We start from the raw sequence: 26,725 nt of genomic DNA on the forward strand, positions 1-26,725 counted from the left end.
ATGGACTTGCCCGTCTATCTCTCACGGCACGCGCCGGACTACCGCGACACTGCCGCCCTCGGCCTGTGTCTGCGGCAACTGGTCGAGGCCGGCCTCGATCGCCTGCCGTTACCCGGCAGCGGTCGTACGCTGGAGCGCTGGCAACGGCTGTCCGAGGTCGGTGGGCATGATCTGGGGCTGTGCAAACTTTACGAAGGTCATACCGATGCGCTGGCAATCATCGAACAACTCGGTGGCTCGCCGACGCCCGGCAGCACGTGGGGCATGTGGGCGGCCGAACCACCGCAGGCGCGGGTGCGGGTCGGCCGCTCGGGGCAACTGGTGCGGCTGAACGGACGCAAGGCCTGGTGCTCCGGGGCGGCGGTGCTCAGTCATGCCCTGCTGACGGCGTGGGATGAGGACGATCGCCAGCAACTGGTGGCCGTGGCCCTCGACCAACCGGGCGTGACCGTCACCGATCAAGGCTGGCAAGCGGTCGGCATGGCGGCCACCGGCAGCGTCGAGGTGCTGTTCGACGAAGTCGAGGCGCAGGCGATCGGCGATCCTGGCGACTACCTGCAACGTCCGGGGTTCTGGCACGGCGGGATCGGGATTGCCGCGTGCTGGTACGGCGCCGCGAGGGAAATCGGTGAACAGCTGCGCCAGCAATGTGCCCGACGTGAAGAACCCCATTCGCTGGCCAGTCTCGGCGCCGTCGACAGCGCCTTGCACGCCGCAGCTCAAGCGCTGCGCGTCAGTGCGCTGGACATCGACAGCAATCCCCACGCCAACGCCGAGTTGCTGGCCCGCCGTGTACGCGCCGTGGTCGAAGATGCCGCCGAACAGGTCATTCGCGAGACAGGTCGGGCGCTCGGTGCCGGGCCGTTCTGCAAGGATCCGCACTTTGCCCGCCTGGCGGCCGACTTGCCGGTTTACCTGCGCCAGAGCCACGCTGAACGCGATCTGGCAGCACTGGGCCGATTGATTGCGCAGCACCCACGGGAGGGTTGGGCCCTATGAAGCGCAATCCGATTGTCGGCGAAGGCACCTCCCTGCAGGAATGGCAGAGCTCACGTCATCTGGCAGCGGTAGACAGTATCGACATTCTTGATCTGGTACCGCCGGGATCGCGAGCGGTGGTGATTGCGCCGCACCCCGACGATGAAGTGCTCGGTTGCGGCGGGCTGTTGCAACAGCTCGCCGCCGCGGGGCGCACGCTGCAACTGATTTCGGTCACCGATGGCAGCGCCAGCCATCCAGGTTCGGAGCGCTGGCCGGTGGAGCGCTTGAGCGTGGTGCGCCCGCAGGAATCCGCCGAAGCCCTGCGTCGTCTTGGCCTGCCCATGCATCAGGTGCAATGGCTGCGTGGCGGCTTCCCCGACACCCAGGTCGCCGCGCGCGAATCGATGCTGTGTGAATACCTGACCCGCTACCTGCAACCCGACGACGTGATCTTCACCACCTGGCGCGAAGACGGCCACAGCGACCACGAAGCCGTCGGCCGCGCCAGCGTCGAGGCTGCGCGCCGGGTGGGTGCAATTTGCCACGAGCTGCCGGTCTGGACCTGGCACTGGGCAACGCCCGAAGACGCCATCGTGCCTTGGGAACGGGCGCGCAAAATCCTGCTCAGCCCCGAACAGGTCGCACGCAAACGCCATGCGGTGCACGCCTTCGCCAGCCAGCTGGAGGGTGATCCCGACGCAGGCCTGGCCCCGGTGCTCAAACCCTATGTCATCGATCGACTGCTGCAACCGTTCGAGGTGGTCTTTCTATGAGTGTCGAGGATCGCTACTTCGAAGGCCTGTTCGCCGGCAATAACGACCCCTGGGGATTTCGCCAGCGCTGGTACGAGCAGCGCAAACGCCTCGTGACCCTGGCGGCCCTGCCCCGCCCGCATTACCGGACGATTTTCGAACCCGGTTGCGCCAACGGCGAACTGAGCGCCGCGCTGGCCGAACGCTGTGATCGGCTGTTGTGCTGCGACACAAGCGCCGCCGCGGTCAATCTGGCGCGCACCCGGCTGAGCCTGTTCGACCACGCCGAAGTCCGTCAATGTCGGTTGCCTGGCGACTGGCCGGCGGAAAAATTCGACCTGATCGTATTCAGCGAAATCGGCTACTACCTCGACCGGCAAGATCTGACGGAGGTCATCCATCGCATCAGTGATTCATTGACGGCAGACGGGCAATTACTGGCCTGTCACTGGCGCCCGGTTATCGAAGGCTGCCCGCTTAATGCCCGACAGGTTCACGACCTGATTCACGAACAGTTGCACCTGCCGCGAGTGGTCCTGCATCAGGAAGCGGATTTTCTGCTGGAAGTCTGGAGTCGCGAACCGCGTTCGGTGGCCGCGCTGGAGGGGTTGCGATGATTGGCATCCTGATCCCGGCACACAACGAAGAAGAGTGGCTCGATGACTGCCTGCACGCCGCCTTGCGCGCCGCCGGGCATCCGATGCTGGCCGGTGAGCCGGTGGAGGTCCTGGTGGTACTCGACAGTTGTACCGACCGTTCGGCGCACATCGTCAGCCAGTATCCGGTGCAGGCGCTGAGCATTGATGCCCGCAATGTCGGCCAGGCCCGGGCCATCGGCGCGCAACAACTGCTTGATCGGGGTGCTCGCTGGATTTCCTGCTCCGACGCCGACAGCCGCGTCGCCGAAGACTGGCTGGTGGAACAACTGGGATTGGGCACCGATGCGGTATGCGGCACGGTGACGGTCGAGCGCTGGCATGAAACGTTCGATGAAGCCGCGCAGATTCGCTATCACGGTCATTACCAGGCCTGTGAAGGTCACCGGCACATCCATGGCGCCAATCTGGGTGTCAGCGCGCAAGCCTACGTGCGCGCCGGCGGCTTCGAACCGTTGTCCTGTGACGAAGATGTGCAGCTGGTGCGCCAACTGGAGCTTTGCGGGGCCAGCATCGCCTGGAGCCATCGCCCGCAAGTCATCACCAGCGCCCGTCTGGACAGTCGCGCACGCGGCGGTTTTGGCGACTATCTGCGACAGTTGGCACAGACTGAATAAAAAAAAGCGGATCAGGTTGATCTGTGACGCGACGAACTGTCCTTCTTGAGCAATACTCTGCAGCGCAGCAATCCAGGGTTCGGAGCGCTGCAGGGCTATCCACCAGCCTTCACGGGTCGTACACGCCTCTCATGGCGCGCACGACTGAGGGCGAGACACAACAAGGATGTATCACTCATGAAACCGTTATCCCTCAGCGAGAGCGGCCTGCCGGCGCAGATCTGGAACAGTGCCGCGCAGCTCGACAACATTCCCGTCATCAACACCCACACATTGGTTCCACCCGGTGCCCGCGCCGTGGTCATCGCCCCGCACCCCGGCGATGAAGTGGTGACCTGCGGCGGCCTGCTGCAACTGCTTTCCAGCCTCGGCCATCCCTTGCAACTGCTGTCGATCACCGATGGCAGCGCCAGTCATCCGGGCTCTCGCCAGTGGTCGGAAAAACGCCTGAGCGTGTTCCGTCCACAGGAAAGCGTCGAAGCGCTACGCCGCCTGGGTTTGCCGATGCACAGCCTGAAGTGGGTGCGCGGCGGTTTCACCGACAACGCCCTGCACGATCAGGAATCTCAACTGACCGAATTCATCGCCCGCTACCTGCGTCCTGGTGATGTGGTTTTCAGCACCTGGTGCAACGACGGCACCGCTGATCATGAAGTGGTCGGCCGGGCCAGCGCCAAAGCCGCACAACAGGTCGGCGCCACCTACCACGATGTGCCGGTCTGGGCCTGGCACTGGCCGGAACGGGATCAGGCGCAGATTCCTTGGCACCGCGCACGCAAGCTGCGCCTCGATACCTGGACCGTTGCGCGCAAGAGCCACGCCACCCATGCCTACGCCAGTCAGCTCAATGGCGAACCGGCGATCGGGATCGCGCCGCTGCTGCCCAAGTCGATTCTGGAGCGCATGCGCCTGCCCTACGAGATCGTCTTCGTCGATTGACGGTCCGTCGGGCGCGGGCAGCCACTCAAAGTGAACTGCCCGCGCCCGGATCAGTCGCATGAACAGGCAGTCATGATTCAGAGGAGTGAACGTGTCCAGCGATCCCAAGCGTCATGCCGTCGACGCACAGACCTCGACCCCGTCCGCCATCCATCGCCTGCGGGTGCTCACGGTCAATACGCACAAGGGTTTCACCGCGCTCAATCGACGTTTCATCCTTCCGGAATTGCGTGAAGCGGTGCGCAGCACCTCGGCCGATCTGGTGTTTCTGCAGGAAGTGGTGGGCGAACACGAGCGGCATTCCAGCCGCTACAACGAATGGCCGCAAACTTCGCAGTACGAATTCCTCGCCGACAGCATGTGGAGCGATTTTGCCTACGGCCGCAATGCGGTCTATCCCGACGGCCATCATGGCAACGCCCTGTTGTCGAAATACCCGATCCGCGAATACCGCAACCTCGACGTCTCCATTACCGGCCCTGAACGGCGCGGGTTGTTGCACTGCGTCCTGGATGTGCCGGGGCATGCCGAAGTGCATGCCATCTGCGTGCACCTGAGCCTGCTCGAAAGCCATCGGCAATTGCAGTTGCAGCTGCTCTGCCAGTTGCTCGAATCGCTGCCCGACGATGCGCCGGTGATCATCGCCGGTGACTTCAATGACTGGCAGTTGCAAGGCAACGTCGCCCTCGCCCGCCGCGACTACCTGCACGAAGCCTTCGAACGCCATCACGGCCGCCCGGCGAAGACCTACCCCGCGCGTTTCCCGTTGCTGCGACTGGACCGGGTCTACCTGCGCAATGCCAGCAGCCACGACCCGCGGATCCTCGGCAACAAGCCGTGGACGCATCTCTCGGATCATTTGCCGCTGGCCGTTGAAGTGCATTTGTAGCGCGATACTGACAGCTGTCTTCACCCAAAAAGCCACGCGAAACCGGTTGCCGCATTCGGTTTCGCAGACCGGCTGTCGGCTATAAAACGCCTCTGCCTCGCGGCTTTCACAGCCATTGGCTCTACAAACAAGCACTTAGATAAATGCGCAAAAACATAAGCTTGCATCACCCGTTTTGACCCGACCACTCATCGTCCAATTTCTTGACGCAAGAGCTCCGGTCTTCTTAGCTCTACCTTACTACCCCCGGAAATACTACTCGGGGCGAACCTCAGGCCACTCGTCAAAACGGGCGGCCTCGGGCTCGCCACGCTCCATTCGGTCGCCCCTCGTTCGGGGTAGGAGAGACGCCAAGGCGAGATACCACATGCGCTAGCAAGGTAGAACTCCATGAAAACCTCACTCACCTCACAAGAGATCAAAGTCACGTTCTGCACCGTTTCAAGTTCTATCTTGCTGTGCTCGTCCATGGAGGCGCAGGCGGGTCCTGTGGCGGACGAGGCGACGCCCTGGTATCGCCAGGACATTCCCGTCATGACCCTCCCCGCCACGGTCGTGACCCCGGGGCCGCAACGGCTGAGCTCACAGCCGGATCTGCGCGGCACAAAGCTGATCACCGAAGACCTCGCACCCTCGGCCTGGGATCAACTCTACGGACAGACGTCCCGCCAGGCGCAAACCGACGTCCTCAGCCCGGGCTTCGCCACGTCCGGCACTGGCGACTTCAAGGGCCCCGCCGTGCTGACCCTGAAAAGCAGCAGCGGCCACACCCAGCAGCTCGGCCTGATCGGCGGGGTCAATCAGATCAAGGCCAATGGCAGCGGACTGATCACCAGCCGCGCCCTCGCCGATCCGAACACCGACACCCTCAACCTGCAAGGTCAGAGCCTGGGCGCCTACTACAGCTTGAGTGGCCCACAGGGCTGGCACGTTGACTTGTCGGCCAGTGGCGGTCGGGTCAGCGGTTTCAGTCGTAACGAGCAAGGTGCACGCCTGGCCACCGAAGGCAGCGCGATGACGCTGTCGGTGGAAGGTGGCTTCCCGATCGGTCTGGGTGAAAACTGGGTGGTTGAACCGCAAGCGCAATTGATCAATCAGCGCATCACTCTGGATACGCCGTACGCAGGCTCGGGCAACGCCTCTTCCAGTGACATTACATCGTGGAGCGGCCGGGTCGGTGCGCGCTTGAAAGGCAGCTACGATCTGAACGGGTTGCCCGTTGAGCCCTACGTGCGCACGAACCTGTGGCACACGGTGTACACCGGCGACACGGTGACGCTGGATCAGGTGGACAAGATCAGCAGCAGCCGCAAATCCTCGACCGTGGAGGTCGGACTGGGGTTGGTGGCGAGAATGACGCCGACGGTGAGTGTGTATGTCAGCGCCGATTACAGCAGCGACGTGGATGACAACGATCTGAACGGGTTGATTGGCAGCCTGGGGGTCCGGATGCGTTGGTAAAGACGATATGCACGATCGTCCCCACGCTCTGCGTGGGAACGATCTCGCGTGAGGTCAGCCCTCAGGCTTGAGGATCAACACCGCCAGCGGCGGCAGGTTCAGCTCCAGCGACAACGCCTGCCCATGACTAGCCACCTCTTCGGTGAACGCCCCGCCGCCATTGCCATAATTGGAACCGGCATAAGTGTCGGCATCACTGTTGAGCAATTCCTTCCAGCGCCCGGCAAACGGCACACCGACGCGATACGACTGACGCGGCACCGGGGTGAAGTTGGCCACCACCAGCACTGGCGTGCCGTCCTTGCTCCAGCGCAACCAGGCGTAAACGCTGTTGATCGCATCGTCGCCGATCAACCATTGAAAGCCTTGCGGCGCATCGTCCTGCTCGTGCAGCGCCGGCTCTTCGCGGTAGAGCCGGTTGAGGTCGCCAACCAGCTTCTGCACGCCTTTGTGCTCCGAGTATTGCAGCAGATACCAGTCGAGCTGCTGATCGTGATTCCATTCGCGCCACTGGCCGAACTCGCAGCCCATGAACAGCAGCTTCTTGCCCGGATGGGTCCACATGAAACTCAGATAGGCGCGCAGGTTGGCGAATTTCTGCCAGCGGTCGCCGGGCATTTTGTCGATCAGCGAATGCTTGCCGTGCACCACTTCGTCGTGGGAAATCGGCAGGATGAAGCGCTCGGACCAGGCGTACACCAGGCCGAAACTCAACTCGTTGTGGTGGTGGGCGCGGTACACCGGATCCTGCTGGATGTAGTGCAGCGAATCGTGCATCCAGCCCATGTTCCATTTGTAGGCAAAACCGAGGCCGCCTTGTTGGGTGCTCTGGCTGACGCCAGGCCACGCCGTGGATTCCTCGGCGATCACCAGCGCACCCGGTGCCTCCAGCGCTACCACATCGTTCAAATGCCGCAGGAAGTCGATGGCTTCAAGGTTCTCGCGACCGCCATGACGGTTCGGCACCCACTCGCCGGCCTTGCGCGAATAGTCGCGATAGAGCATCGACGCCACCGCATCGACCCGCAGACCGTCAATGTGGAAATGCTTCAACCAGTGCAGCGCCGACGCCAGCATGTAGCCATGCACTTCAGTGCGGCCCAGGTTGTAGATCAGCGTGTCCCAGTCCTGATGGAAGCCTTCCAGCGGGTTGCCGTATTCGTACAGTGCCGTGCCGTCGAATTGGGCGAGGCCATGGGTGTCGGTGGGAAAATGCGCTGGCACCCAGTCGAGAATCACACCGATGCCGGCCTGGTGACAGGCATTGACGAAATCGCCGAATTGCTCGGGCGTGCCGTAACGCGCGCTCGGGGCGAACTGCGACAGCAACTGATAACCCCAGGAACCGCCGAACGGGTGCTCCATGATCGGCATCAGTTCGATATGAGTGAAACCCAGCTCCTTCACATACGGGATCAAACGTTCGGCCAGCTCCGGCCAGTTGTACTGGCGCGCCACTTCACCGAGATCGTCGAGTTCGCATTGCCAGGAACCGGCATGCAACTCGTAGATCGAGAGTGGCGCATTGTGTTGCTGATGTTCGCGGCGGCCGCTCATCCAGTCGTGATCTTGCCAGTCGATCTGCAACGGTGCGGCGACTTTTGACGCAGTGTCCGGCGGCAAACTGGTGGCCAGCGCCATCGGGTCGGCCTTCAGCGGCAGAATACCGTGGGCGCCGAGGATTTCGTACTTGTACAGTTCCCCTGCTTGCAGGCGCGGAATGAACAATTCCCACACGCCAGACGGATGCCGCAGACGCATCGGATGCCGCCGGCCGTCCCAGACGTTGAAATCGCCGACCACCGAAACCCGCCGGGCATTCGGTGCCCACACGGCAAAGCGCACACCGTCGACGCCATCGACGGTTTTCAGCTGCGCGCCGAGGCAACTGCTGAGGTCGCGATGGTTGCCTTCGGCGAACAGATACAAATCCATTTCACCGAGCAACTGGCCAAAGCTGTAAGGATCTTCCGCGACCTGTTCACCACCGGCCCAGCGGGTGCGCAACAGGTACGGCCGTGCGCCCTCGAAATGGCCGACAAACAGCCCCGGTGTTTCGGTGGCCTCCAGCGGACCGAGCTCTTCGCCACTGTTTTTATCGACGACAGAAACACTCAACGCGCCGGGCAGATACGCCCGGATAAATTGCCCGCCGGCACCATCGCCGTGGGGGCCAAGAATGGAAAACGGGTCGTGATGTTCTGCGCGCACCAAAGCATCAATGTCTTTTGCAGTGGGCAGCAATCTTTCTTTAGCGTGACCCTGTTCCCTGTTCGAGAAACTCATGACTACTCTCCACCAAGATCGGAAAAGGGTTTGAGCCCCGTCAATAACCCGTACAGACCGTGCAGCGGCACGGGCAGCCAGGTGGGGCGATTTTCGGCTTCATAGGCCACTTCGTAGGCCGCTTTCTCCAGACCGAACAACGCCAGTGCGGCGTCGGCACCTTCAGGATCTTGCCAGGCATGATCAAGACTAGCTGCCGCTTGGCGATATGCCTGGAGAAATGCTTCCCGGGCTTCACGCAGGTAACGCTCCGTGACCCGCCGACGCGCGGCTTCGGCCTCGGGGCTGTTGTCGACGTTGTGCACATTCAGGGCCATGGCCGCGGCGTAATCGAAGGAACGCAGCACACCACTGACGTCCTTGTACGGGCTGTGCTTGCCCCGGCGTTCGGCCAGTGGCCGCGCCGGTTCGCCCTCGAAGTCGATCAGGTAGGCGTCGCCCTTGATCACCAGCACCTGCCCCAAATGCAGGTCGCCGTGCACGCGGATCCGCAAGCCGCCAGCGGACTGCTTGGCCAACTCCTGCACGTGGGCAAGGATGGTTTTCTTGTTGTCGAGCAACCGACCGACCAGCTTCTGATCCGCCGCATCGAGTTCGCCCTGATGCTGCTTGAGCAGTTTCAGCGCATGCTCGACCTGCGCCGCGACATCCTTGCCGGTCGCCTGCGCATCCTTGGCCGAACTGACTTGCGGCGCGAAGTCCTGGTTGTCGCTTGGCGCTGCCAGCACCTGATGCATTTCCCCCAGACGCTGGCCGAGCATGCCGGCGAAATCCTTCAGTTCACCCAAGGCGTTGTAGTGCTGTGCCTGTTCGGACACGGCGTCCGCCAATTCATCGCGCAGCGCCCGTTCGAGGTTGTTCTGCGTCCATTCCCAGGCATCGCCCTGATTGCTCAAGTAGCCTTGGGCGATCATCAGCAGGTTGTCTTCGCCCTTCCCGTCCCGGCGAATCACCGAGCCGAGCAGCGGAGAGATATTGGCAAATCCGGCCGCCGTCAGGTAAGCGCTCATCTCCAGTTCCGGGTGTACGCCGGAAGCGACTTTGCGGATCAGCTTGAGCACCAGACTGTTGCCGATCACCACCGAACTGTTGGATTGTTCGGCGGACAGATAGCGCACTTCGGATTCCGCACCGAGGCCGAGTTTTTCCAGTTGCGACGTTGCCTCGAAACGGATCTCGCCCTCACTGGATTCCAGCACCGTTCCGCTCTGCATGCCTTCGAGCACCGCGCGAATAAACGCTTCGAGACTGAACGCATCGGTGATCAACCCGACCTGACGCACCCGACGCACTCGGGCCAAAGCCAGTTGTTGCGGCAACGCCGGCCCGACCTGATCTTCGGCAATGAAGCCGAACGGCAATTGATAACGGCTGGTCTGCCCGCCGCTCTGCACTTCGATTTCACTGAGCAGCACCGGATGCTGCGCGTCGCCGAAGCGCACGCCGTAGGCCAGTTTCACCTGGTCAATCGCAGCGTCCTTGCCGGCGAACCAGCGGCGGTTTTGCAGCCAGCTCGGCAGGATCGCCTGTTCGAGGGTGGCGCGGGACGGCGCTTCGAGCAGTTCTTCCATGCGCTTTTTCAGCACCAGCGTGGTGAAGTCCGGCAGGCTCTGCGCCGGCTCGACGTGCCAGCTCGGCATCTGGTTTTCCGCCGCCAGGCCGAACCAGTAGAAACCGTAAGGCGGCAGAGTCAGCAGGAAACTCAACTGGCCGATGGGCGGGAACGCGTTACCACCAAGCATCTCTACCGGCACCATGCCGACGTAGGCCGACAGGTCGAGCTCCACCGCTTGTGCGCTGCGCGACACGTTGGCCACGCACAGAATGGTTTCATGCTTGCCGTCCGGCCCGGTGTATTCGCGGGTGTAGGCCAGCACGCGACGATTGGCCGGCGAGAGCATTTTCAGCGTGCCGCGACCGAACGCCTTGGACTGCTTGCGCACCGCCAGCAGGCGCCGGGTCCAGTTGAGCAGCGAATGCGGGTCGCCGGCCTGGGTTTCGACGTTGACCGACTGATAGCCGTATTGCGGGTCCATGATCGGCGGCAGCACCAGACTGGCCGGATCGGCGCGGGAGAATCCGCCGTTGCGGTCGATCGACCACTGCATCGGTGTACGCACGCCGTCGCGGTCGCCCAGATAGATGTTGTCGCCCATGCCGATTTCATCGCCGTAATACAGGGTCGGCGTGCCGGGCATCGACAGCAGCAGACTGTTGAGCAGTTCGATGCGGCGGCGGTCGCGTTCCATCAACGGCGCCAGACGCCGGCGAATCCCGAGATTGATCCGAGCGCGACGGTCGGCGGCGTAGTAGTTCCAGAGGTAGTCGCGTTCTTTGTCGGTGACCATCTCCAGCGTCAGCTCATCGTGGTTGCGCAGGAAGATCGCCCATTGGCAATTGGCCGGGATCTCCGGGGTCTGACGCAGGATGTCGGTGATCGGGAAGCGGTCTTCCTGGGCCAACGCCATGTACATGCGCGGCATCAGCGGGAAGTGGAACGCCATGTGGCATTCATCACCATTCACACCCTCGGCGTCGGTATCACCAAAATACAGCTGGGTGTCTTCGGGCCATTGGTTGGCTTCGGCCAGCAGCATGCGATCGGGATAATTGGCGTCAATCTCGGCGCGGATCTGCTTGAGAACGTCGTGGGTTTCCGGGAGGTTTTCGTTGTTGGTGCCATCGCGCTCGATCAGGTACGGAATCGCATCCAGGCGCAGGCCGTCGATGCCCATGTCCAGCCAGTAGCGCATCACCGACAGCACGGCTTTCATGACTTGCGGGTTGTCGAAATTGAGGTCCGGCTGGTGCGAATAGAAGCGGTGCCAGAAGTACTGGCCGGCCACCGGGTCCCAGGTCCAGTTGGACTTTTCGGTGTCGAGGAAAATGATCCGGGTGCCGTCGTATTTCTGGTCGTCATCCGACCACACATAGAAGTCCCGCGCCGCCGAGCCGGGCTTGGCCTTGCGCGCACGCTGGAACCACGGGTGCTGATCCGAGGTGTGGTTGATGACCAGCTCGGTAATCACCCGCAAACCGCGCTTGTGCGCTTCGGCAATGAACCGCTTGGCATCGGCCATTGTCCCGTAATCGCTGTGCACGCCACGGTATTCAGCGATGTCGTAACCGTCGTCGCGGCGTGGCGAGGGGTAGAACGGCAACAGCCAGATGGTGTTGACGCCGAGTTCGGCGATGTAATCGAGTTTGGCGATCAGGCCGGGAAAGTCGCCGATCCCGTCGTTGTTGGAGTCGAAAAAGGATTTGACGTGAACTTGATAGATGACCGCGTCCTTGTACCAGAGCGGGTCTTTGATGAAGGTGGCAGCCTTGGGTTTCTTCGCCATGTGAAACTCCTGTTGAATTCAATAAGGGCGCCCTGCGCAGATCGCGGATCGCTGATCGTTCCCACGCTCTGCGTGGGGAATGCATACCGGGACGCTCCGCGTCCCAAAGCGGACGCAGAGCGTCCATGGCGGCATTCCCACGCGGAGCGTGGGAACGATCAGGAACCGATCAAGTCGATCAGGAAGAAGTGATCCGCCAGATTCCGAACGGCTGGTAAGCCGGGTCGATCCGCATGAACTGGTACTTGCCGTGCCAGTCCCAGCGATGGCCATTCATCAGGTCTTCGCCGTGGGTGGTGGCATCGTCCGGCAGGCCCATTTCCCACAGCGGCAGCTCGAAATTCGCCTCCTGCACGTTATGCGGATCGAGGCTGACGGCCACCAGAATGAAATTGCTGCCGTCCGCGCTGCGCTTGCCGAAATACAGAATGTTGTCATTCCAGGCGTTGTAGATCTTCAGGCCCAGATGGCTGTGCAGCGCCGGATTCTGCCGGCGGATGCGGTTGAGCTGGGCGATCTCGGCAATGATGTTGCCGGGCTGGTTGAAGTCGCGGACGCGGATCTCGTACTTCTCGGAATCGAGGTACTCCTCCTTGCCCGGCACCGGCGCCGATTCGCACAGTTCGAACCCGGAATACATACCCCACAAGCCCGAGCCCATGGTCGCCAGCGCCGCGCGGATGAGAAATCCGGGACGTCCCGATTCATGCAGGAACGCCGGGTTGATGTCCGGGGTGTTGACGAAGAAATTCGGCCGGTAGCACTCGCGCCACGGCGATTCATTGAGTTCGCTGAAATAGGTCGCCAGTTCGGCCTTGGTGTTGCGCCAGGTGAAATAGGTGTAGCTCTGGGTGTAACCGACCTTGCCCAGCCGCGCCATCATCGCCGGCGTAGTGAAGGCTTCAGCGAGGAAGATCACTTCCGGGTACAACGTACGGACATCGGCGATCAACCATTGCCAGAACGGCAGCGGCTTGGTGTGCGGGTTGTCGACCCGAAAGATCTTCACGCCCTCCTGCACCCAGCCGACCACGATGTCGCGCAATTCGACCCACAGGCTCGGAATCGCTTCCGGCGCATAGAAGTCGACGTTGACGATGTCCTGGTATTTTTTCGGCGGGTTCTCGGCGTATTTGATCGTGCCGTCCGGCCGCCAGTTGAACCACCCCGGATGCTGCTTGAGCCACGGGTGATCCTGGGAACACTGAATGGCGAAATCGAGGGCGATTTCCAGACCATGGTCAGCGGCTGCGGCCACCAGCCGGCGGAAGTCCTCGCGGGTGCCGAGCTGCGAGTGAATCGCTTCGTGGCCGCCCTCCTCGCTGCCGATCGCATACGGGCTGCCAGGATCGTCCGGGCCGGCGGTCAGGGAATTGTTGCGGCCCTTGCGATGGCTGCGGCCAATCGGGTGGATCGGCGTGAAGTACAACACGTCGAAGCCCATGTCCTGAATCATCGGCAGGCGCGCGTGCACGTCATTGAAGGTGCCGTGGCGGGCGGGATCGTCGGTGATCGAGCGGGGAAACAGTTCGTACCAGCTGGCGAATTCCGCCAGTTCGCGCTCCACGTCCACCGGGAATTCCGGGCTGAGACTCAGATAGGCGCGGTGATCGGCCTCGGCCATCAGTTGCGCACTGCGCGAGTGCAGAAACAACGCGACCTGCTCGGTTTCGAGCAGGCCGGACAATTCGTGGTGCAGGCCGGCCAGTTGTTCGCTGAGCTGACCTTCACTGCGCTCGGCGGCCTGTTGCACCATGGTGCGCCCCTCTTGCAGCTCGAGGCTGACCGGGACGGCGGCGGTGTGCTTTTTCTCCAGTTCGTACTGAAAACTGGCGAACTGGTCGATCCAGGCTTCGATCACAAACAGATAACGGCCCACGCGCTGTGGCTGGAAAACGCCTTTCCAGCCGTTATTGCCCTGATCGGACATGACCTCGGTCTGCCACGACTCATCGCCCTCTTCGCGCCAGCGGATGCGCACCGCCAGTTTGTCGTGACCGTCGGCGAACACCTTGCTGGTGACCACGATCTCGCGGCCCGCGATCGCCTTGACAGCAAACTGTCCGCCGTCGAGGGTCGGCGCGGTGTTTTCTATGACGATGCGCGGCAACAGCAAGGCCTGCGACAGCGGTATATGCGGGTTGTAGCTCTGTTCCGAGGGTTTTTCAGCAGTCATTGAGCATCTCTCCTTAACGCCCCAAGGACGCTCGTTTGCCTGTTTGGCGGTCACGGCCGGGCCTGCGCCCGATGATGAACTCTCTCAGGTTCCGAGCGGCCGTCGCCGGGAAAAGTTCACAGGGATTTGCCGCGCTACAAAATCGGATCGATTTCGCAGTGAAGTGGTCAATCCACTTAAGCACGTCCCACGCCAAGTGCCACACGGAGGTTCACCCGATGACTATTCCGATTCCCGCTGAAACACCCGATCCGAACATCGATAAACCGACCCTGCCCGAGACCGAGCCGCAGCCGATTCCCGAACAGGAACCGCCTGGCACCACGCCACCACCGAAGGAAGAACCACCCACGACCATGCCGCCGGTAATCGTCTGATCAGCGTAGGTCGCTGTGGTCTTTCTCGATGCGGTCCTTCTCGATGTGATCCTTTTCGAAGACCCTGACGATCCGCGGCATGACACTGAATATTCCCAACGCGAGCAACGTACTGAGCACCGCCGTCGCCTCGCGGCCCAGACCGGCCGCGACGCCGATGGCGGCAGTCATCCACAAACCGGCGGCGGTGGTCAGGCCCTTGACGTGGCCTTCGTCGCCTTCATGATTTTTCAGGATGGTGCCGGCCCCGAGAAAGCCGATCCCGGCAATCACGCCCTGCACCACCCGGCTCATCGCGTCGGCCTGGGAACCGGACAATTGCGGTACCAGCACGAACAACGCCGCGCCAAGGGCTACCAGCATGTGCGTTCGCACCCCGGCAGCCTTGCCCTTGTGCTCGCGCTCAAACCCGAGAATCCCGCCCAATATCGCCGCCATCAGCAGGCGCACGGTGATCCGGGTCAGCTGCGACGCATCGCCGATGTCGGCGAATTCCGCTTGCAGGGTTTCCCACACTTCATGCCACCAGGCGTTCATCGGCCAGTCCTTGTTATGAGTTGATAAAGGATGGACAGCGCCGACCATTAATCGGTTGCGTAGAACGATCTGCAGAACCGCGCACCCAAATGATTCAGACTCCCGTGAAAAAAGGACAACCCCATGCCCCTTCGTATCGATGAAAGCAATCCGGAATCGAAAGTCTGTTTTTTCACCGTTGAAAACGGTGAGGAAATCCGGATCTGCGACACGCTGGAAGTCAGGACAGATAGCGAAAAAGCCATGTCGTTCGTCGAAGTGGAAGGACGGCGCATCTACGTCACCGAGGCCGAAGCAGATGCATTGACCGTCGCCGGCGCCAGGGATGGACGCAAACACCTGAAGGCCGACGACAGTGATTCGGTGATTTGACTGACCTCGATCAACAAGCGGCGCAGGCGTCTGGGATAGGCGTCTGCGCCTCGGCCCACGGGCTGCTTCAAGTTGTCGCAGGCGTTTGTGCGAAATCCATCTGATACGCTTTTTATTGAAATACCTGAGTCTGTTATGCAAACAGATCGGCGCTCATAGTTCCCTGGCCTGATGGAGGCTGATGAGCGAACGACCATGAGCGAACGAATCCCCGTCCGAACCGTAGAAGCATCTCCCCAGATCAAAAAAGTACCGGCGCGCCCAATGAAGGCGAAACACGCCACCAGCGACAACCAGATCTTCACCCGCAGCTTCACCGGCCTGTTTCGCACCCTGCGCATGAGCGGCGCGGGGTTTCTGTTCCTGTTGTTTTTCGGCACGGTGTGGCTGAACTGGGGCGGTCGTCAGGCGGTGCTCTGGGACCTTTCCGAAAGCAAATTCCACATCTTTGGCGCGACCTTCTGGCCGCAGGATTTCATTCTGCTCTCGGCGCTGCTGATCATCGCCGCGTTCGGCCTGTTCGCGATTACCGTGTTCGCCGGCCGGGTGTGGTGTGGCTACACCTGCCCGCAGAGTTCGTGGACGTGGATCTTCATGTGGTGCGAGAAGATCACCGAAGGTGAACGCAACCAGCGGATCAAGCTGCAGGCTGCACCGTGGAGCCTGAACAAACTGGCCCGGCGTGCGGCCAAGCACACGCTGTGGCTGGCGATCAGCGTACTGACCGGCCTGACTTTCGTCGGCTACTTCACCCCGATCCGGCCATTGGCCGAAGAGTTGCTGACCTTGCAGATCGGCGGTGTCAGCCTGTTCTGGGTGCTGTTTTTCACCGCCGCCACTTACATCAATGCCGGCTGGCTGCGTGAGGCGGTGTGCATGCACATGTGCCCCTATGCACGGTTCCAGAGCGTGATGTTCGACAAGGACACCCTGGCGATTTCCTACGACGTGGCCCGTGGCGAAAACCGAGGCCCGCGCAAACGCGACATGAAACCGGCCGAAGCCGGCCTTGGCGATTGCATCGACTGCCAGTTGTGCGTGCAGGTCTGCCCGACCGGCATCGACATCCGCGACGGCCTGCAAATGGAATGCATCGGCTGTGCAGCGTGCATCGACGCCTGCGACTCGATCATGGACAAGATGAATTACGCTCGCGGCCTGATTCGCTACACCTCCGAGCGCGAGTTGCAGGGTGGCAAGACGCACTTGTTGCGCCCGAGATTGATCGGCTACGTCGCGGTGCTGGTGGTGATGATCGGCGCCCTCGCCCTGGCGCTGGTCGAGCGACCGATGGTGTCGTTGGACGTGACCAAGGATCGTGGTCTGTTCCGTGAGAACGGTCAGGGCCAGATTGAGAACATCTACACCCTCAAGGTCATCAACAAAACCCAGCAGCGTCAGGACTACAACCTGAGCCTGGTGGATGGCGACGGCTTCCAGCTGCAAGGCAAGACTGAGCTGAGCCTGGCGCCGGGCGAAATTGTCGATGTGCCGGTGTCGGTGGCGATGACCACGGAACGCGCGGCCAGCAGCTCGCAGACCTTGAGTTTCAAGATTGCCGACAGTGATGAGCCTGAGGTTTATAGCGTGGCGAAGAGCCGGTTTGTTGCGCCGATGAATCGCTGATCCCTTAGAATCGCCCCCTCACCCCAGCCCTCTCCCGGAGGGAGAGGGAGCCGACCGAGGTATCTGGCGCTATACGTCGACCTGAAATACCGCGTCGATTATGGATTCACTGCAGCATGTTCATGTCGGCGCAACTCTTAAGCATCCCACGATCAGTCCCCTCTCCCTCCGGGAGAGGGCTAGGGTGAGGGCTGATGCCACTGACCCACCACAAAAACACCAAACACCACGTACCAAGGCCCCCGATGAAACGCTACGAAAAATTCGCCGACGACATCGCTGAACTGATCCGCTCCGGCGTCCTCGGCCCCGGTCAGCGGGTGCCGTCGGTGCGCTACGCAAGCCAGACTTACGGCGTCAGCCCGTCCACGGTGTTCCAGGCCTACTACCTGCTGGAGCGTCGCGGCCTGATCCGTGCCCGCCCGCGCTCCGGCTATTTCGTCAACACCCACGCGCCGAGCCCGTTCTCGGAGCCGGTGATCAGCAGCCAGGTCAACGAGTCCACCAAGGTCGACGTCAGCGAGCTGGTGTTCTCGGTACTCGAATCGATCAAAGACCCGAGCACCGTGCCGTTTGGCTCGGCATTCCCCAGCCCGACCCTGTTCCCGCTGCAACGCCTGTCCCGCTCGCTGGCCAGCGCCGCCCGGGAGATGGACCCGCGCATGGTGGTCACCGACATGTCGCCGGGCAACCCGCAACTGCGGCGGCAGATCGCCCTGCGCTACATGGTCGGCGGGCTGATGCTGCCGATGGAAGAACTGCTGATCACCAACGGCGCCCTCGAAGCGCTGAACCTGTGCCTGCAAGCCGTGACCGAACCCGGCGATCTGGTGGCCATCGAAGCCCCGGCGTTTTACGCCAGCCTGCAAGTGCTCGAACGCCTGAAGCTCAAAGCCGTGGAAATCCCCGTGCACCCGCGCGACGGCATCGACCTCGGCGTGCTCGCCCAGACACTCGAGCGGCACCCGATCAAGGCCTGCTGGTGCATGACCAGTTTCCAGAACCCGATGGGCGCGACCATGCCCGAGGCCAAGAAACAGGAGCTGGTGGAACTGCTGAAACAGCATCAAGTGCCGCTGATCGAAGACGACGTCTACGCCGAACTTTATTACGGGCAGCAGGCACCGAAACCGGCCAAGGCCTTCGACACCGAAGGCTTGGTGATGCATTGCGGTTCGTTCGCCAAAAGCCTGGCCCCCGGCTACCGCATCGGCTGGGTCGCCGCCGGCCGCTACGCGCAAAAGATCGAACGGCTGAAACTGATGACCTCGCTGTGCGCCTCAATGCCCGCGCAAGCCGCCATCGCCGACTACCTGCAACACGGCGGCTACGACCGTCACCTGCGCAAACTGCGCTACGCCCTGGAAGAACAGCAAAGCGCGATGCTCGCAGCCATCGCCCGCTACTTCCCGGCGCAGACACGCGTCAGCCAACCGGCCGGCGGTTACTTCCTGTGGCTGGAACTGCCACCGCAGATGGATTCGTTGAAGTTGTTTCAGATGGCGTTGGCGCAGGGGATCAGCATTGCGCCGGGGCCGATCTTTTCGCCGACCCAGCGATTCAGGAACTGCATTCGATTGAACTACGGCAGCCCGTGGACCGAGGATGCGGAGAAGGCGATGGAAACGTTGGGGCGGATTGTGCGGTCGTTCTGAAAGACCGCTGATCGTTCCCACGCAACCAGTTCAACGCCTAGACGATGATCGTTCCCACGTCGAGGCGTCGAACCGTCCGCGTGGGAATGCCTCAAGGGACGCTCCGCGTTCCAGCTCTGGAAGGGACGCGGAGCGTCCCGGGCTGCATTCCCACGCGGAGCGTGGGAACGATCATTAACGGCCGCCGCCGAGATCGACAAAAGTCCCGGTGGCATAAGAAGCCTTGTCCGACAGCAACCAGACAATTGCCTCCGCCACCTCATCCGGCCGGCCGCCCCGGGCCATCGGAATCGCCGACTCCAGCTTGCTGACCCGATCCGGGTCGCCGCTCAACGCATGGAAGTCGGTATAGATGTAACCCGGACGCACCGCATTCACGCGAATCCCCTCGCCCGCCACTTCCTTGGACAGGCCGATGGTGAACGTATCCAGCGCGCCTTTGGACGCTGCGTAATCGACGTATTCGTTGGGCGATCCCAGCCGCGCGGCGACCGAGGAAACGTTGACGATGCTCCCGCCCTGCCCGCCATGTTTGGGCGACATGCGCAGGATCGCGTGCTTGGCGCAGAGAATCGGCGCCAAGACGTTGGTTTTCATGATTTTGAGGATGCGGAATTCGGACATTTCGTCGACCCGGGATTTTTGCCCCACGGTGCCGGCGTTGTTCACCAGGGCGGTGACGCGGCCCAGTTCGCTGTCGACCCGGTTGAACAGCGCGATCACTTCGTCTTCGATACTGACATCGGCGCGCACAGCGATGGCCGTGGCGCCGCGCTCACGCACCTGATCGAGCACGTGGTGAGCGGCCTGTTCGTCCGTCTGGTAATTGATGCAGATCCGGTAGCCTTGCTCGGCAGCCAACAATGCAGTGGCGGCGCCGATTCCTCGACCGCCGCCGGTGATCACAATGACTTTATCCATGCTGGCCTTTCCCCCGATGCACACGTGACAGTCGGGGCAAGAATAACCGTCATTGCAGGGTTTTGCATGACCTGCGATTAGCGGCTCAGCTCACCGCCAATGGTTTGCCGCGCGCGATGTCCTGCAGAAAGCGATCCGCCGGCATCGGGTGACCGAGCAGATAACCTTGCAGTGAATCGCAGCCCAGTTGCGTCAGGAAATCCTGCTGCGAGTCGGTCTCCACACCTTCAGCCACGATGCGCAGCCCCAGTGCCTGACCGAGGGCGACGATCGCCGAGACGATAGCCGCGTCATCGCTGTCGTGTTCCAGATCGCGGACAAAACCGCGGTCGATTTTCAGCTCGTTGGCCGGCAGACGCTTGAGATACATCAGGCTCGAATAGCCGGTGCCGAAATCATCGATGGACAGGTCGACGCCCATGTCGGCCAGCTCCTGCAACACCGTCATGCTCGCATCGGCGTCGCTCATGGCGGTGGTTTCGGTGATTTCCAGGGTCAGGCTGTTGGCCGGCAAATGGTGGGTGGCCAGGGCCTTGGCCACGCTGCGCACCAGTCCTGAGTGGCAGAACTGCAATGCCGACAGGTTCACCGCAATCCGCCAGTCGGTGTAACCCAGCACGTACCATTCGCGCATCTGCCTGCAGGCTTCGTTGAGCACCCATTCGCCAATCGGAATGATCAGTCCGGTCTTCTCCGCCAGATCGATGAACTTGTCCGGCATCAGCATGCCTTGGGTCGGATGTTCCCAGCGCACCAGCGCCTCGGCACCGACCGGACGACCATCGGCCGCATGGAATTTGGGTTGGTAATGCAGGCTGAACTCGCCGTGCTCAAGCGCCGCCCGCAAGTCCTGCAGCAATTGCAGCTGCTTGCGGGCGTTGCTGTTCATCGAGGCGTCGAAGAAGCTGTAGCCGTTCTTGCCGCCGCCCTTGGCGTGATACATCGCGGCGTCGGCGTTCATCAGCAGTTCCTGCGCGTTCTGGCCGTTGCCCGGATACAGGGCGATGCCGACGCTGGCGGAAATCTGCAGTTCATGTTCGGCGACCCGGAACGACTGCGCGATCAGGCCGACCTGACGCGCCGCCAGGCCCAGTGCATCGTTGGGCTCGGTCAGGCGCACCAGCAAGACAAATTCATCGCCGCCGATCCGCGCCAGCGTGTCGAGGCTGCGCAAGTCTTCACGCAGACGCACCGCCACTTCGCGCAGCAACTGGTCGCCCATGTGGTGACCGAAAGCGTCGTTGACCGGTTTGAAGCCGTCCAGATCGATGAACATCAGCGCAAAACAGCCGCCCTGTTCGTTGACCTTTTTCATCGCCTGATTGATCCGGTCGTCCAGCAGCATGCGGTTCGGCAGGCCGGTCAGGGTGTCGTGCAAGGCCAGTTGGGTGAGTTCGCGGTTGGCGACGGTCAACGAATGGGCCAGATCAGCCGTGCGGGCTTCCAGACGCGCGTCGAGAATCGAGGTCAGCAGCGCGATGGCCAGCACCGCCAGCGTGGTGATCAGCACCAGATTGTCGAGGCCGTTGCCGTTCAGACCGCCGAGTGCCGCGCCGCAGAAACTCCCGTCGGGAAACCGCGCCGCCGCCATGCCGGTGTAGTGCATGCCGACAATCGCCACACCCATGACAATCGCCGCCCCGGCCCGAAACACCCGCACGTAAGGCGAGTGTTGACGCAGTCGGAAAGCGATCCACAGCGCTGCCGCGGACGCGCCGACGGCGATCAATAAGGAGGCGCCGAACAGTGTCGGATCGTAGTCGATGCCCGGTTGCATACGCATCGCGGCCATGCCGGTGTAGTGCATGGCGCTGATGCCGGCGCCCATGATCAATGCGCCAAAAGCCAGTTGCCAGGCTGGCAGTTTCGGCTGGCTGACCAGCCACAGGGCAAAACCGCAGGACAGCACGGCGATCAGCAATGAAAGCGCGGTGATTGAAATGTCGTAACCGAGGCTGATCGGCAGCTTGAACGCCAGCATGCCAATGAAGTGCATCGACCAGACGCCGATGCCCATGGCAAACGCCCCGCCGGCCGTCCATAAATGCACGGCGCGGCCCTTGGCAGTGGCAATGCGCCCGGTGAGATCGAGCGCGGTGTAGGAAGCGAGGATCGCCACACACAGCGAAATGAAAACCAGCGTGAAGGAATAGCTACCGATGAGCATGAGAATTCTCGTGACCACCCCGCCGTACTGCGTCCGTTCTCAGCGGGGCCAAATGCGCCGATTGTACTGATTGCACGGAAGAACGCACTGACAAAGTAATCAAATGGCCATCAACCCGATGAAACGCTTGTTTGATCGTCTGACAGGGCTCTAATTCAGGGTCTTGAGCAGATCGCCCGCCTCGCCGGCAGATCGTTCCCACGCTCTGCGTGGGAATGCCTCAACGGACGCTCCGCGTTCGGCTCTGGAAGGGACGCGGAGCGTTCCGGGCTGCATTCCCACGCGGACGGTTCGACGCTTCGACGTGGGAACGATCAACGTGAGAACGACCGGCGTGGGAACAATCAATGAGGCTAGCGGTTATCAGTGGTTTCCAGCTCCCCGTCCCAACCACCGCCCAGCGCCGCAATCAACTGCACGCTGGCAATCAAACGGCTCTGCAGGATATTCAGGACAGTGCGCTCATTGCTCAACGCCGTCGCCTGCACCGTCACCACGTCGAGATAAGCAATCACCCCGGCCTTGTACTGGTTCTCGGTCAGACGCAACGAATCCCGTGCTGCATCGAGGGCTTCCTGGCGCACGGCCGCTTCGTCTTCGTACACCTTCAATTGCACCAGATAGTTTTCCACTTCGCGGAAACCGTCGAGCACGGTCTGGCGGTATTTGGCCACGGTCTGGTCGTACACCGCTTCGGTGCGGTCGACTTCGGCCGAGCGGATGCCGCCGTCGAACAGCGGCAGGGTCATTTTCGGCCCCACCGACCAGAAGCGGTTCGGCAGGCTGATCAGGTTCTGCGAGGTACTGCTGCTGTAGCCGCCGCTCAGGCTCAGGCTGAAGTCCGGGTAGTACGCGGCCTTGGCCACGCCGATGTTGGCGTTGGCCGCAATCACCGAGCGCTCGGCCGAAGCGATGTCCGGGCGGCGCTCGAGCAACTGCGACGGCAGGCTCAGGGGAATCTGAGGCAGCTTGGGAATGTTCTGGGTTTCGGCAATGTTGAATTCGGCGGGCGGCTGGCCGGTCAGTACCGCGATGGCGTTTTCGAACTGCGCCCGTTGCCAGATCAGGTCCACCAGATCGCCCTGGGTGGTTTTCAGCTGGGTCTGCGCCTGCGCCACAGCGTCCCTCCCGGAAACTCCGGCGTTGTACTGGTTCATGGTCATTTTCAGCGAGCGCTCGTAAGCGGCCACTGTCGATTCGAGCAAACGTTTCTGCTGATCGATCACCCGCAATTGCAGGTAGTTCTGCACCAGTTCCGATTGCTGGCTCAAGCGCATCGCCGCCAGATCGGCGTAGCTCGCCTGGGCGCTGGCTTCATTGGCTTCAAGGCCACGACGCAACTTGCCCCAGACATCCGCTTCCCAACTCACGCCCAGTTGCGCGTTGTAAGTGTCACGGATACCGCTGGAGGAACTGCTCAGGCTCGAACTGCTGCTGCCAGTGCCCTGGCTGGAACGGGTCTTGCCGGCGCTCAGATCGACACTCGGGTAAAACGCTCCGCGCGCGCTGCGCACCAAGGCCTGGGCCTGACGGTACTGGGCTTCGGACTGGGCGACGGTCTGGTTCGAGCTGTTGAGTTTCTCGATCAGTTCGTTGAGCTGACGGTCGCCATACAGCTCCCACCAGGCACCGCGTGCCAGGGAATCGCTCGGGTTGGCCTGACGCCAGCCTTCGGCTTCCTTGTACTGGGCGATTTCGGCGGTCTGCGGACGCTGGTAGTCCGGGCCGACGGCGCACGCACTGAGCATCGCCACGCACAGTGACAGGCTCAGCAAACGCGAGCCGCGGACACTGGCCAGTTGGATAAGCGAACGGTCATTCATAGCGGAGTTTCCAGAGCGGCATCGGTACGTACGCCACGCCACTTGTTGAAGCGGTGGCGAGCCTTGTCGAGATAGAGGTAAACCACAGGCGTGGTGTAAAGGGTCAGCACCTGGCTGAAAACCAGCCCGCCGATGATGGTCAGGCCCAGCGGCTGGCGCATTTCCGCGCCTTCGGCCCGGCTCAGCAGCAACGGCAACGCGCCGAGGATCGCTGCCAGCGTGGTCATCAGGATCGGCCGCAAGCGTTGCAGGCAGGCGCTGCGGATCGACTCCAGCGGCGCCATGCCTTGATGACGCTCCAGTTGCAGCGCCAGGTCGATCATCAGGATCGCGTTCTTCTTCACCACACCGATCAGCAGGAACAGCCCGAGCAGCGAGATCAGGCTGAATTCGCCGCCCAGTACATAGATCGACAGCAACGCACCGACCCCGGCCGACGGCAATGTCGACAGAATCGTCAACGGATGAATGTAGCTTTCATACAGCACACCCAGCACCAGATACACCGCCAGCAGCGCACCGAGGATCATGAACGGCTGGCTCTTCTGAGTGGCGGCGAAAGCGTCGGCTGTACCGGCCATTTTTGCGATCACGTCTTCGGGCAGGCCAACCTTGGCAATCGCCCGCTCGATGGCCGCACTGCCCTGCTCCACCGTCACGCCTTCGGCCATGTCGAAGGAAATGCTCTCGGAGGCGAACTGCCCTTCGTGGCTGACCCGGTCGTCTTCCAGGCTGTTTTCATAATGGGCGAAGGTCGACAGCGGAATCCGCGCACCGTCGGCGGTGATTACCTGAACCTGCTTGAGCGTCACCGGGTCCTGGGCGTATTTCGGATTGACCTCCATCACCACCTGATACTGGTTGAGGCTGTCGTAGATCGTGGAAATCTGCCGCTGACTGTAGGCGTTGTTGAGCACGGCCGTGACCATGTTCATATCCACGCCCAGGCGCTTGGCCTGATCGCGGTCGACGATCAGCGTCACCTGCTGCGCACCGCGTCCTTCACGGGCGTCGATGGCAGTCAGTTCCGGCAAGGCGCGCAATGCGGTGACCACTTTCGGGTACCACTCGCGCAAGGCGCCCAGATCACCACTTTGCAGGATGTAGCTGTACTGCGAAGTGGTCTGCTCGCGACCGCCGCCGAATTGCAGGTCCTGGTCAGCCATCAGCATCAACTGCGCACCGGCCACCTTGGGCATTTCCTTGCGCAGGCGCTCGATGACCTTCTGCGCAGAGATATTGCGCTCCTTGATCGGTTTCAGGCGCACCAGCATGAACGCGTTGTTGGTGCCGTTGGTGCCACCAATGAACCCGGCCACACTCTCGACCGCTGCGTCCTTGAGCACGGCGCGGCGGAACACTTCCATTTTCGGCTGCATCACGCTGAACGACAGACCGTCGTCACCGCGCACAAAACCGATCAACTGGCCGGTGTCCTGCTGCGGCATGAAGGTTTTCGGCACCACCACATAGAGAGCGACGTTGACCCCGACGGTGATGATCAGGCTCAGCAAGGTCAGTCGACGGTGGCGCAACACCCAGTCGAGGCTGGTGGCGTATTTGCCGACCATCCAGTCGTTGGTGCGGCGGCTCCAGCGTTGCAGGCGGTTTTCCTCGCCCGGCGTATGGGGTTTGAGCCAGCGGGCGCAGAGCATCGGGGTCAGCGTCAGGGAAACCACCAGCGACACCACAATGGCCGCGGCCAGGGTGATGGAGAATTCGCGGAACAGGCTTTCGATGATCCCGCCCATGAACAGGATCGACAGGAACACCGCCACCAGCGAGACGTTCATCGACAGCAAAGTAAAACCGACTTCCTTGGCCCCGAGGTACGCGGCCTTCATCGGTTTGACGCCTTCGTCGATGTGCCGGGAAATGTTCTCCAGCACCACAATGGCATCGTCCACCACCAGCCCGGTGGCGAGAATCAGCGCCATCAGTGACAGGTTGTTCAGCGAGAATCCGTAGAGGTACATCACCGCGAAGGTGCCGACCAGCGACACCGGCACCGCCAACGTCGGAATCAGGGACGCGCGGAAGTTACCGAGAAACAGGAACACCACCAGAATCACCAGCGCCACGGCGATCAGCAGGGTCATTTCCGCTTCGTGCAGGGTGGCCTTGATCACCGGCGAACGATCCATCGCCAGGTTCAGTTTGACGCTGGCCGGCAGCACCGCCTGCAACGCCGGCAACTGGGCCTTGATCTCGTTGACCGTCTCGATGATGTTGGCACCGGCCTGGCGGTTGATCACCAACAGCACCGCCGCGTCATCGTTGAAGAAACCGCTGTTGTAGCGGTCTTCCACGCCGTCGCTGACCTTGGCCACGTCTTTCAGACGCAGGGCCGCGCCGCCGTTGTAGTGGATGATCAGCGATTCGTAATCCTTGGCTTTCTCCAACTGGTCGTTGGCCTGGATCTGCCACAGACGCTGGTCGTCCTCGACCGAACCCTTGGGCCGGCGCACGTTGGCTTCGGCGATGGTCTTGCGCACATCGTCGAGCGCCACGCCGTACTGGTTCAGCGCCTGGGGTTCGAGTTCGATGCGCACCGCCGGCAGGGAACTGCCGCCGATCTGCACTTCGCCGACGCCCTGCACCTGGGACAGGCTCTGGGACAGGATGGTCGAGGCCAGGTCATAGAGCTGGCCTTTTTCCAGCACGTCCGAGGTCAACGACAACACCATGATCGGTGCCTGCGACGGGTTGACCTTCTTGTAGGTCGGCATGCTGCGCATCCCGCTCGGCAGCAGGTTGCGCGAGGCGTTGATCGCCGCCTGCACTTCCCGCGCCGCGCCGTTGATGTCGCGGTCGAGGTCGAATTGCAGAATCACCCGGGTCGAGCCCTGGCTGGAGCGGCTGCTCATGGTATTGACGCCGGCAATGGCGCCGAACGAACGCTCCAGCGGCGTGGCCACGGTGGACGCCATGACTTCCGGGCTGGCGCCGGGCAGGCTGGCCTGCACCACGATCACCGGGAAGTCCATTTGCGGCAGCGGCGACACCGGCAGCAGACCGAAGCTCACACCGCCCAGCAGCATGATCGCCAATGAAAGCAGCATGGTTGCCACGGGGCGTTTGATGAAAGGACCCGAAAGATTCATAGGTGGCAACCACTAGCGACAAGCTGCAAGCCGCAAGCTAAA

Annotated in this window: 19 protein-coding genes; 11 read left to right on the forward strand and 8 right to left on the reverse strand. The window is 62.0% G+C overall.

Features of this window, described 5'->3' with window-relative positions:
• The 7 genes from CAF74_RS06985 to CAF74_RS07015 all read left to right on the forward strand — a co-directional run bounded on the left by CAF74_RS06985 (position 1) and on the right by CAF74_RS07015 (position 6,295).
• On the forward strand, positions 1-999 hold the full coding sequence (locus CAF74_RS06985) for an acyl-CoA dehydrogenase (protein WP_085745822.1): 999 nt from the start codon (positions 1-3) through the stop codon (positions 997-999).
• Positions 996-1,754 carry a PIG-L deacetylase family protein gene (locus CAF74_RS06990; protein ID WP_085745823.1) on the forward strand — a complete coding sequence of 253 codons (759 nt, stop codon included), beginning with the start codon at positions 996-998 and terminating at the stop codon, positions 1,752-1,754. Before CAF74_RS06985 ends, CAF74_RS06990 begins: the two co-directional genes overlap by 4 nt.
• Positions 1,751-2,350: an SAM-dependent methyltransferase gene (locus CAF74_RS06995; RefSeq protein ID WP_085745824.1), complete on the forward strand. Its 600-nt coding sequence runs from the start codon at positions 1,751-1,753 to the stop codon at positions 2,348-2,350. The genes CAF74_RS06990 and CAF74_RS06995 overlap by 4 nt, the downstream gene beginning before the upstream one ends.
• The gene (locus CAF74_RS07000) at positions 2,347-3,006 is read left to right on the forward strand and encodes a glycosyltransferase family 2 protein (RefSeq protein WP_085745825.1); all 660 of its coding nucleotides are present in this window, start codon (positions 2,347-2,349) and stop codon (positions 3,004-3,006) included. The genes CAF74_RS06995 and CAF74_RS07000 overlap by 4 nt, the downstream gene beginning before the upstream one ends.
• 177 nt (positions 3,007-3,183) lie before the next feature.
• The gene (locus tag CAF74_RS07005) at positions 3,184-3,945 is read left to right on the forward strand and encodes a PIG-L deacetylase family protein (protein WP_085745826.1); all 762 of its coding nucleotides are present in this window, start codon (positions 3,184-3,186) and stop codon (positions 3,943-3,945) included.
• A gap of 91 nt (positions 3,946-4,036) precedes the next feature.
• Positions 4,037-4,834 carry an endonuclease/exonuclease/phosphatase family protein gene (locus CAF74_RS07010; RefSeq protein ID WP_085605158.1) on the forward strand — a complete coding sequence of 266 codons (798 nt, stop codon included), beginning with the start codon at positions 4,037-4,039 and terminating at the stop codon, positions 4,832-4,834.
• Positions 4,835-5,224: 390 nt separating this feature from the next.
• Entirely contained in the window at positions 5,225-6,295 is a 1,071-nt protein-coding gene (locus CAF74_RS07015; protein ID WP_085745827.1) for an autotransporter outer membrane beta-barrel domain-containing protein, read from the forward strand.
• A gap of 54 nt (positions 6,296-6,349) precedes the next feature.
• On the opposite strand, the gene glgB is transcribed toward CAF74_RS07015, so the two are convergent.
• The 3 genes from glgB to CAF74_RS07030 form a co-directional block, all read right to left on the reverse strand.
• The gene (glgB, locus tag CAF74_RS07020) at positions 6,350-8,581 is read right to left on the reverse strand and encodes a 1,4-alpha-glucan branching protein GlgB (RefSeq protein WP_085745828.1); all 2,232 of its coding nucleotides are present in this window, start codon (positions 8,579-8,581) and stop codon (positions 6,350-6,352) included.
• Between the two features lie 2 nt (positions 8,582-8,583).
• Positions 8,584-11,925 (reverse strand): maltose alpha-D-glucosyltransferase, encoded by a 3,342-nt coding sequence (treS, locus tag CAF74_RS07025; protein ID WP_085745829.1) that lies wholly within the window; start codon positions 11,923-11,925, stop codon positions 8,584-8,586.
• 178 nt (positions 11,926-12,103) lie between these two features.
• Positions 12,104-14,101: an alpha-1,4-glucan--maltose-1-phosphate maltosyltransferase gene (locus CAF74_RS07030; RefSeq protein ID WP_085745830.1), complete on the reverse strand. Its 1,998-nt coding sequence runs from the start codon at positions 14,099-14,101 to the stop codon at positions 12,104-12,106.
• Between the two features lie 218 nt (positions 14,102-14,319).
• Between CAF74_RS07030 and CAF74_RS29230 the strand changes: the two genes are divergently transcribed.
• On the forward strand, positions 14,320-14,478 hold the full coding sequence (locus CAF74_RS29230; protein ID WP_165369575.1) for a hypothetical protein: 159 nt from the start codon (positions 14,320-14,322) through the stop codon (positions 14,476-14,478).
• On the opposite strand, the gene CAF74_RS07035 is transcribed toward CAF74_RS29230, so the two are convergent.
• Entirely contained in the window at positions 14,479-15,015 is a 537-nt protein-coding gene (locus CAF74_RS07035; protein WP_085745831.1) for an MgtC/SapB family protein, read from the reverse strand.
• A 123-nt stretch (positions 15,016-15,138) separates the two neighbouring features.
• Between CAF74_RS07035 and CAF74_RS07040 the strand changes: the two genes are divergently transcribed.
• The 3 genes from CAF74_RS07040 (at position 15,139) to mapR (ending at position 18,668) form a co-directional block, all read left to right on the forward strand.
• Positions 15,139-15,387 (forward strand): DUF3203 family protein, encoded by a 249-nt coding sequence (locus CAF74_RS07040; RefSeq protein WP_007952135.1) that lies wholly within the window; start codon positions 15,139-15,141, stop codon positions 15,385-15,387.
• A gap of 195 nt (positions 15,388-15,582) precedes the next feature.
• Positions 15,583-17,013, forward strand: a complete 1,431-nt coding sequence (gene ccoG, locus CAF74_RS07045; protein ID WP_085745832.1) for a cytochrome c oxidase accessory protein CcoG — start codon at positions 15,583-15,585, stop codon at positions 17,011-17,013.
• A 245-nt stretch (positions 17,014-17,258) separates the two neighbouring features.
• Positions 17,259-18,668, forward strand: a complete 1,410-nt coding sequence (mapR, locus tag CAF74_RS07050) for a GntR family transcriptional regulator MpaR (protein ID WP_039772397.1) — start codon at positions 17,259-17,261, stop codon at positions 18,666-18,668.
• 174 nt (positions 18,669-18,842) lie between these two features.
• On the opposite strand, the gene CAF74_RS07055 is transcribed toward mapR, so the two are convergent.
• The 4 genes from CAF74_RS07055 to CAF74_RS07070 all read right to left on the reverse strand — a co-directional run bounded on the left by CAF74_RS07055 (position 18,843) and on the right by CAF74_RS07070 (position 26,683).
• Positions 18,843-19,589 carry an SDR family oxidoreductase gene (locus tag CAF74_RS07055; RefSeq protein WP_007955033.1) on the reverse strand — a complete coding sequence of 249 codons (747 nt, stop codon included), beginning with the start codon at positions 19,587-19,589 and terminating at the stop codon, positions 18,843-18,845.
• 85 nt (positions 19,590-19,674) lie between these two features.
• Positions 19,675-21,756 carry a bifunctional diguanylate cyclase/phosphodiesterase gene (locus CAF74_RS07060; RefSeq protein WP_085745833.1) on the reverse strand — a complete coding sequence of 694 codons (2,082 nt, stop codon included), beginning with the start codon at positions 21,754-21,756 and terminating at the stop codon, positions 19,675-19,677.
• A 353-nt stretch (positions 21,757-22,109) separates the two neighbouring features.
• Positions 22,110-23,579: an efflux transporter outer membrane subunit gene (locus tag CAF74_RS07065; protein WP_085745834.1), complete on the reverse strand. Its 1,470-nt coding sequence runs from the start codon at positions 23,577-23,579 to the stop codon at positions 22,110-22,112.
• Positions 23,576-26,683, reverse strand: coding sequence for an efflux RND transporter permease subunit (locus CAF74_RS07070; RefSeq protein ID WP_085745835.1), 3,108 nt, complete (start codon positions 26,681-26,683; stop codon positions 23,576-23,578). The genes CAF74_RS07065 and CAF74_RS07070 overlap by 4 nt, the downstream gene beginning before the upstream one ends.
• Positions 26,684-26,725 lie beyond the last annotated feature (42 nt).

It is taken from the genome of Pseudomonas sp. R45(2017) (genome assembly GCF_002112305.1).
Lineage (GTDB): Bacteria > Pseudomonadota > Gammaproteobacteria > Pseudomonadales > Pseudomonadaceae > Aquipseudomonas > Aquipseudomonas paraglycinae.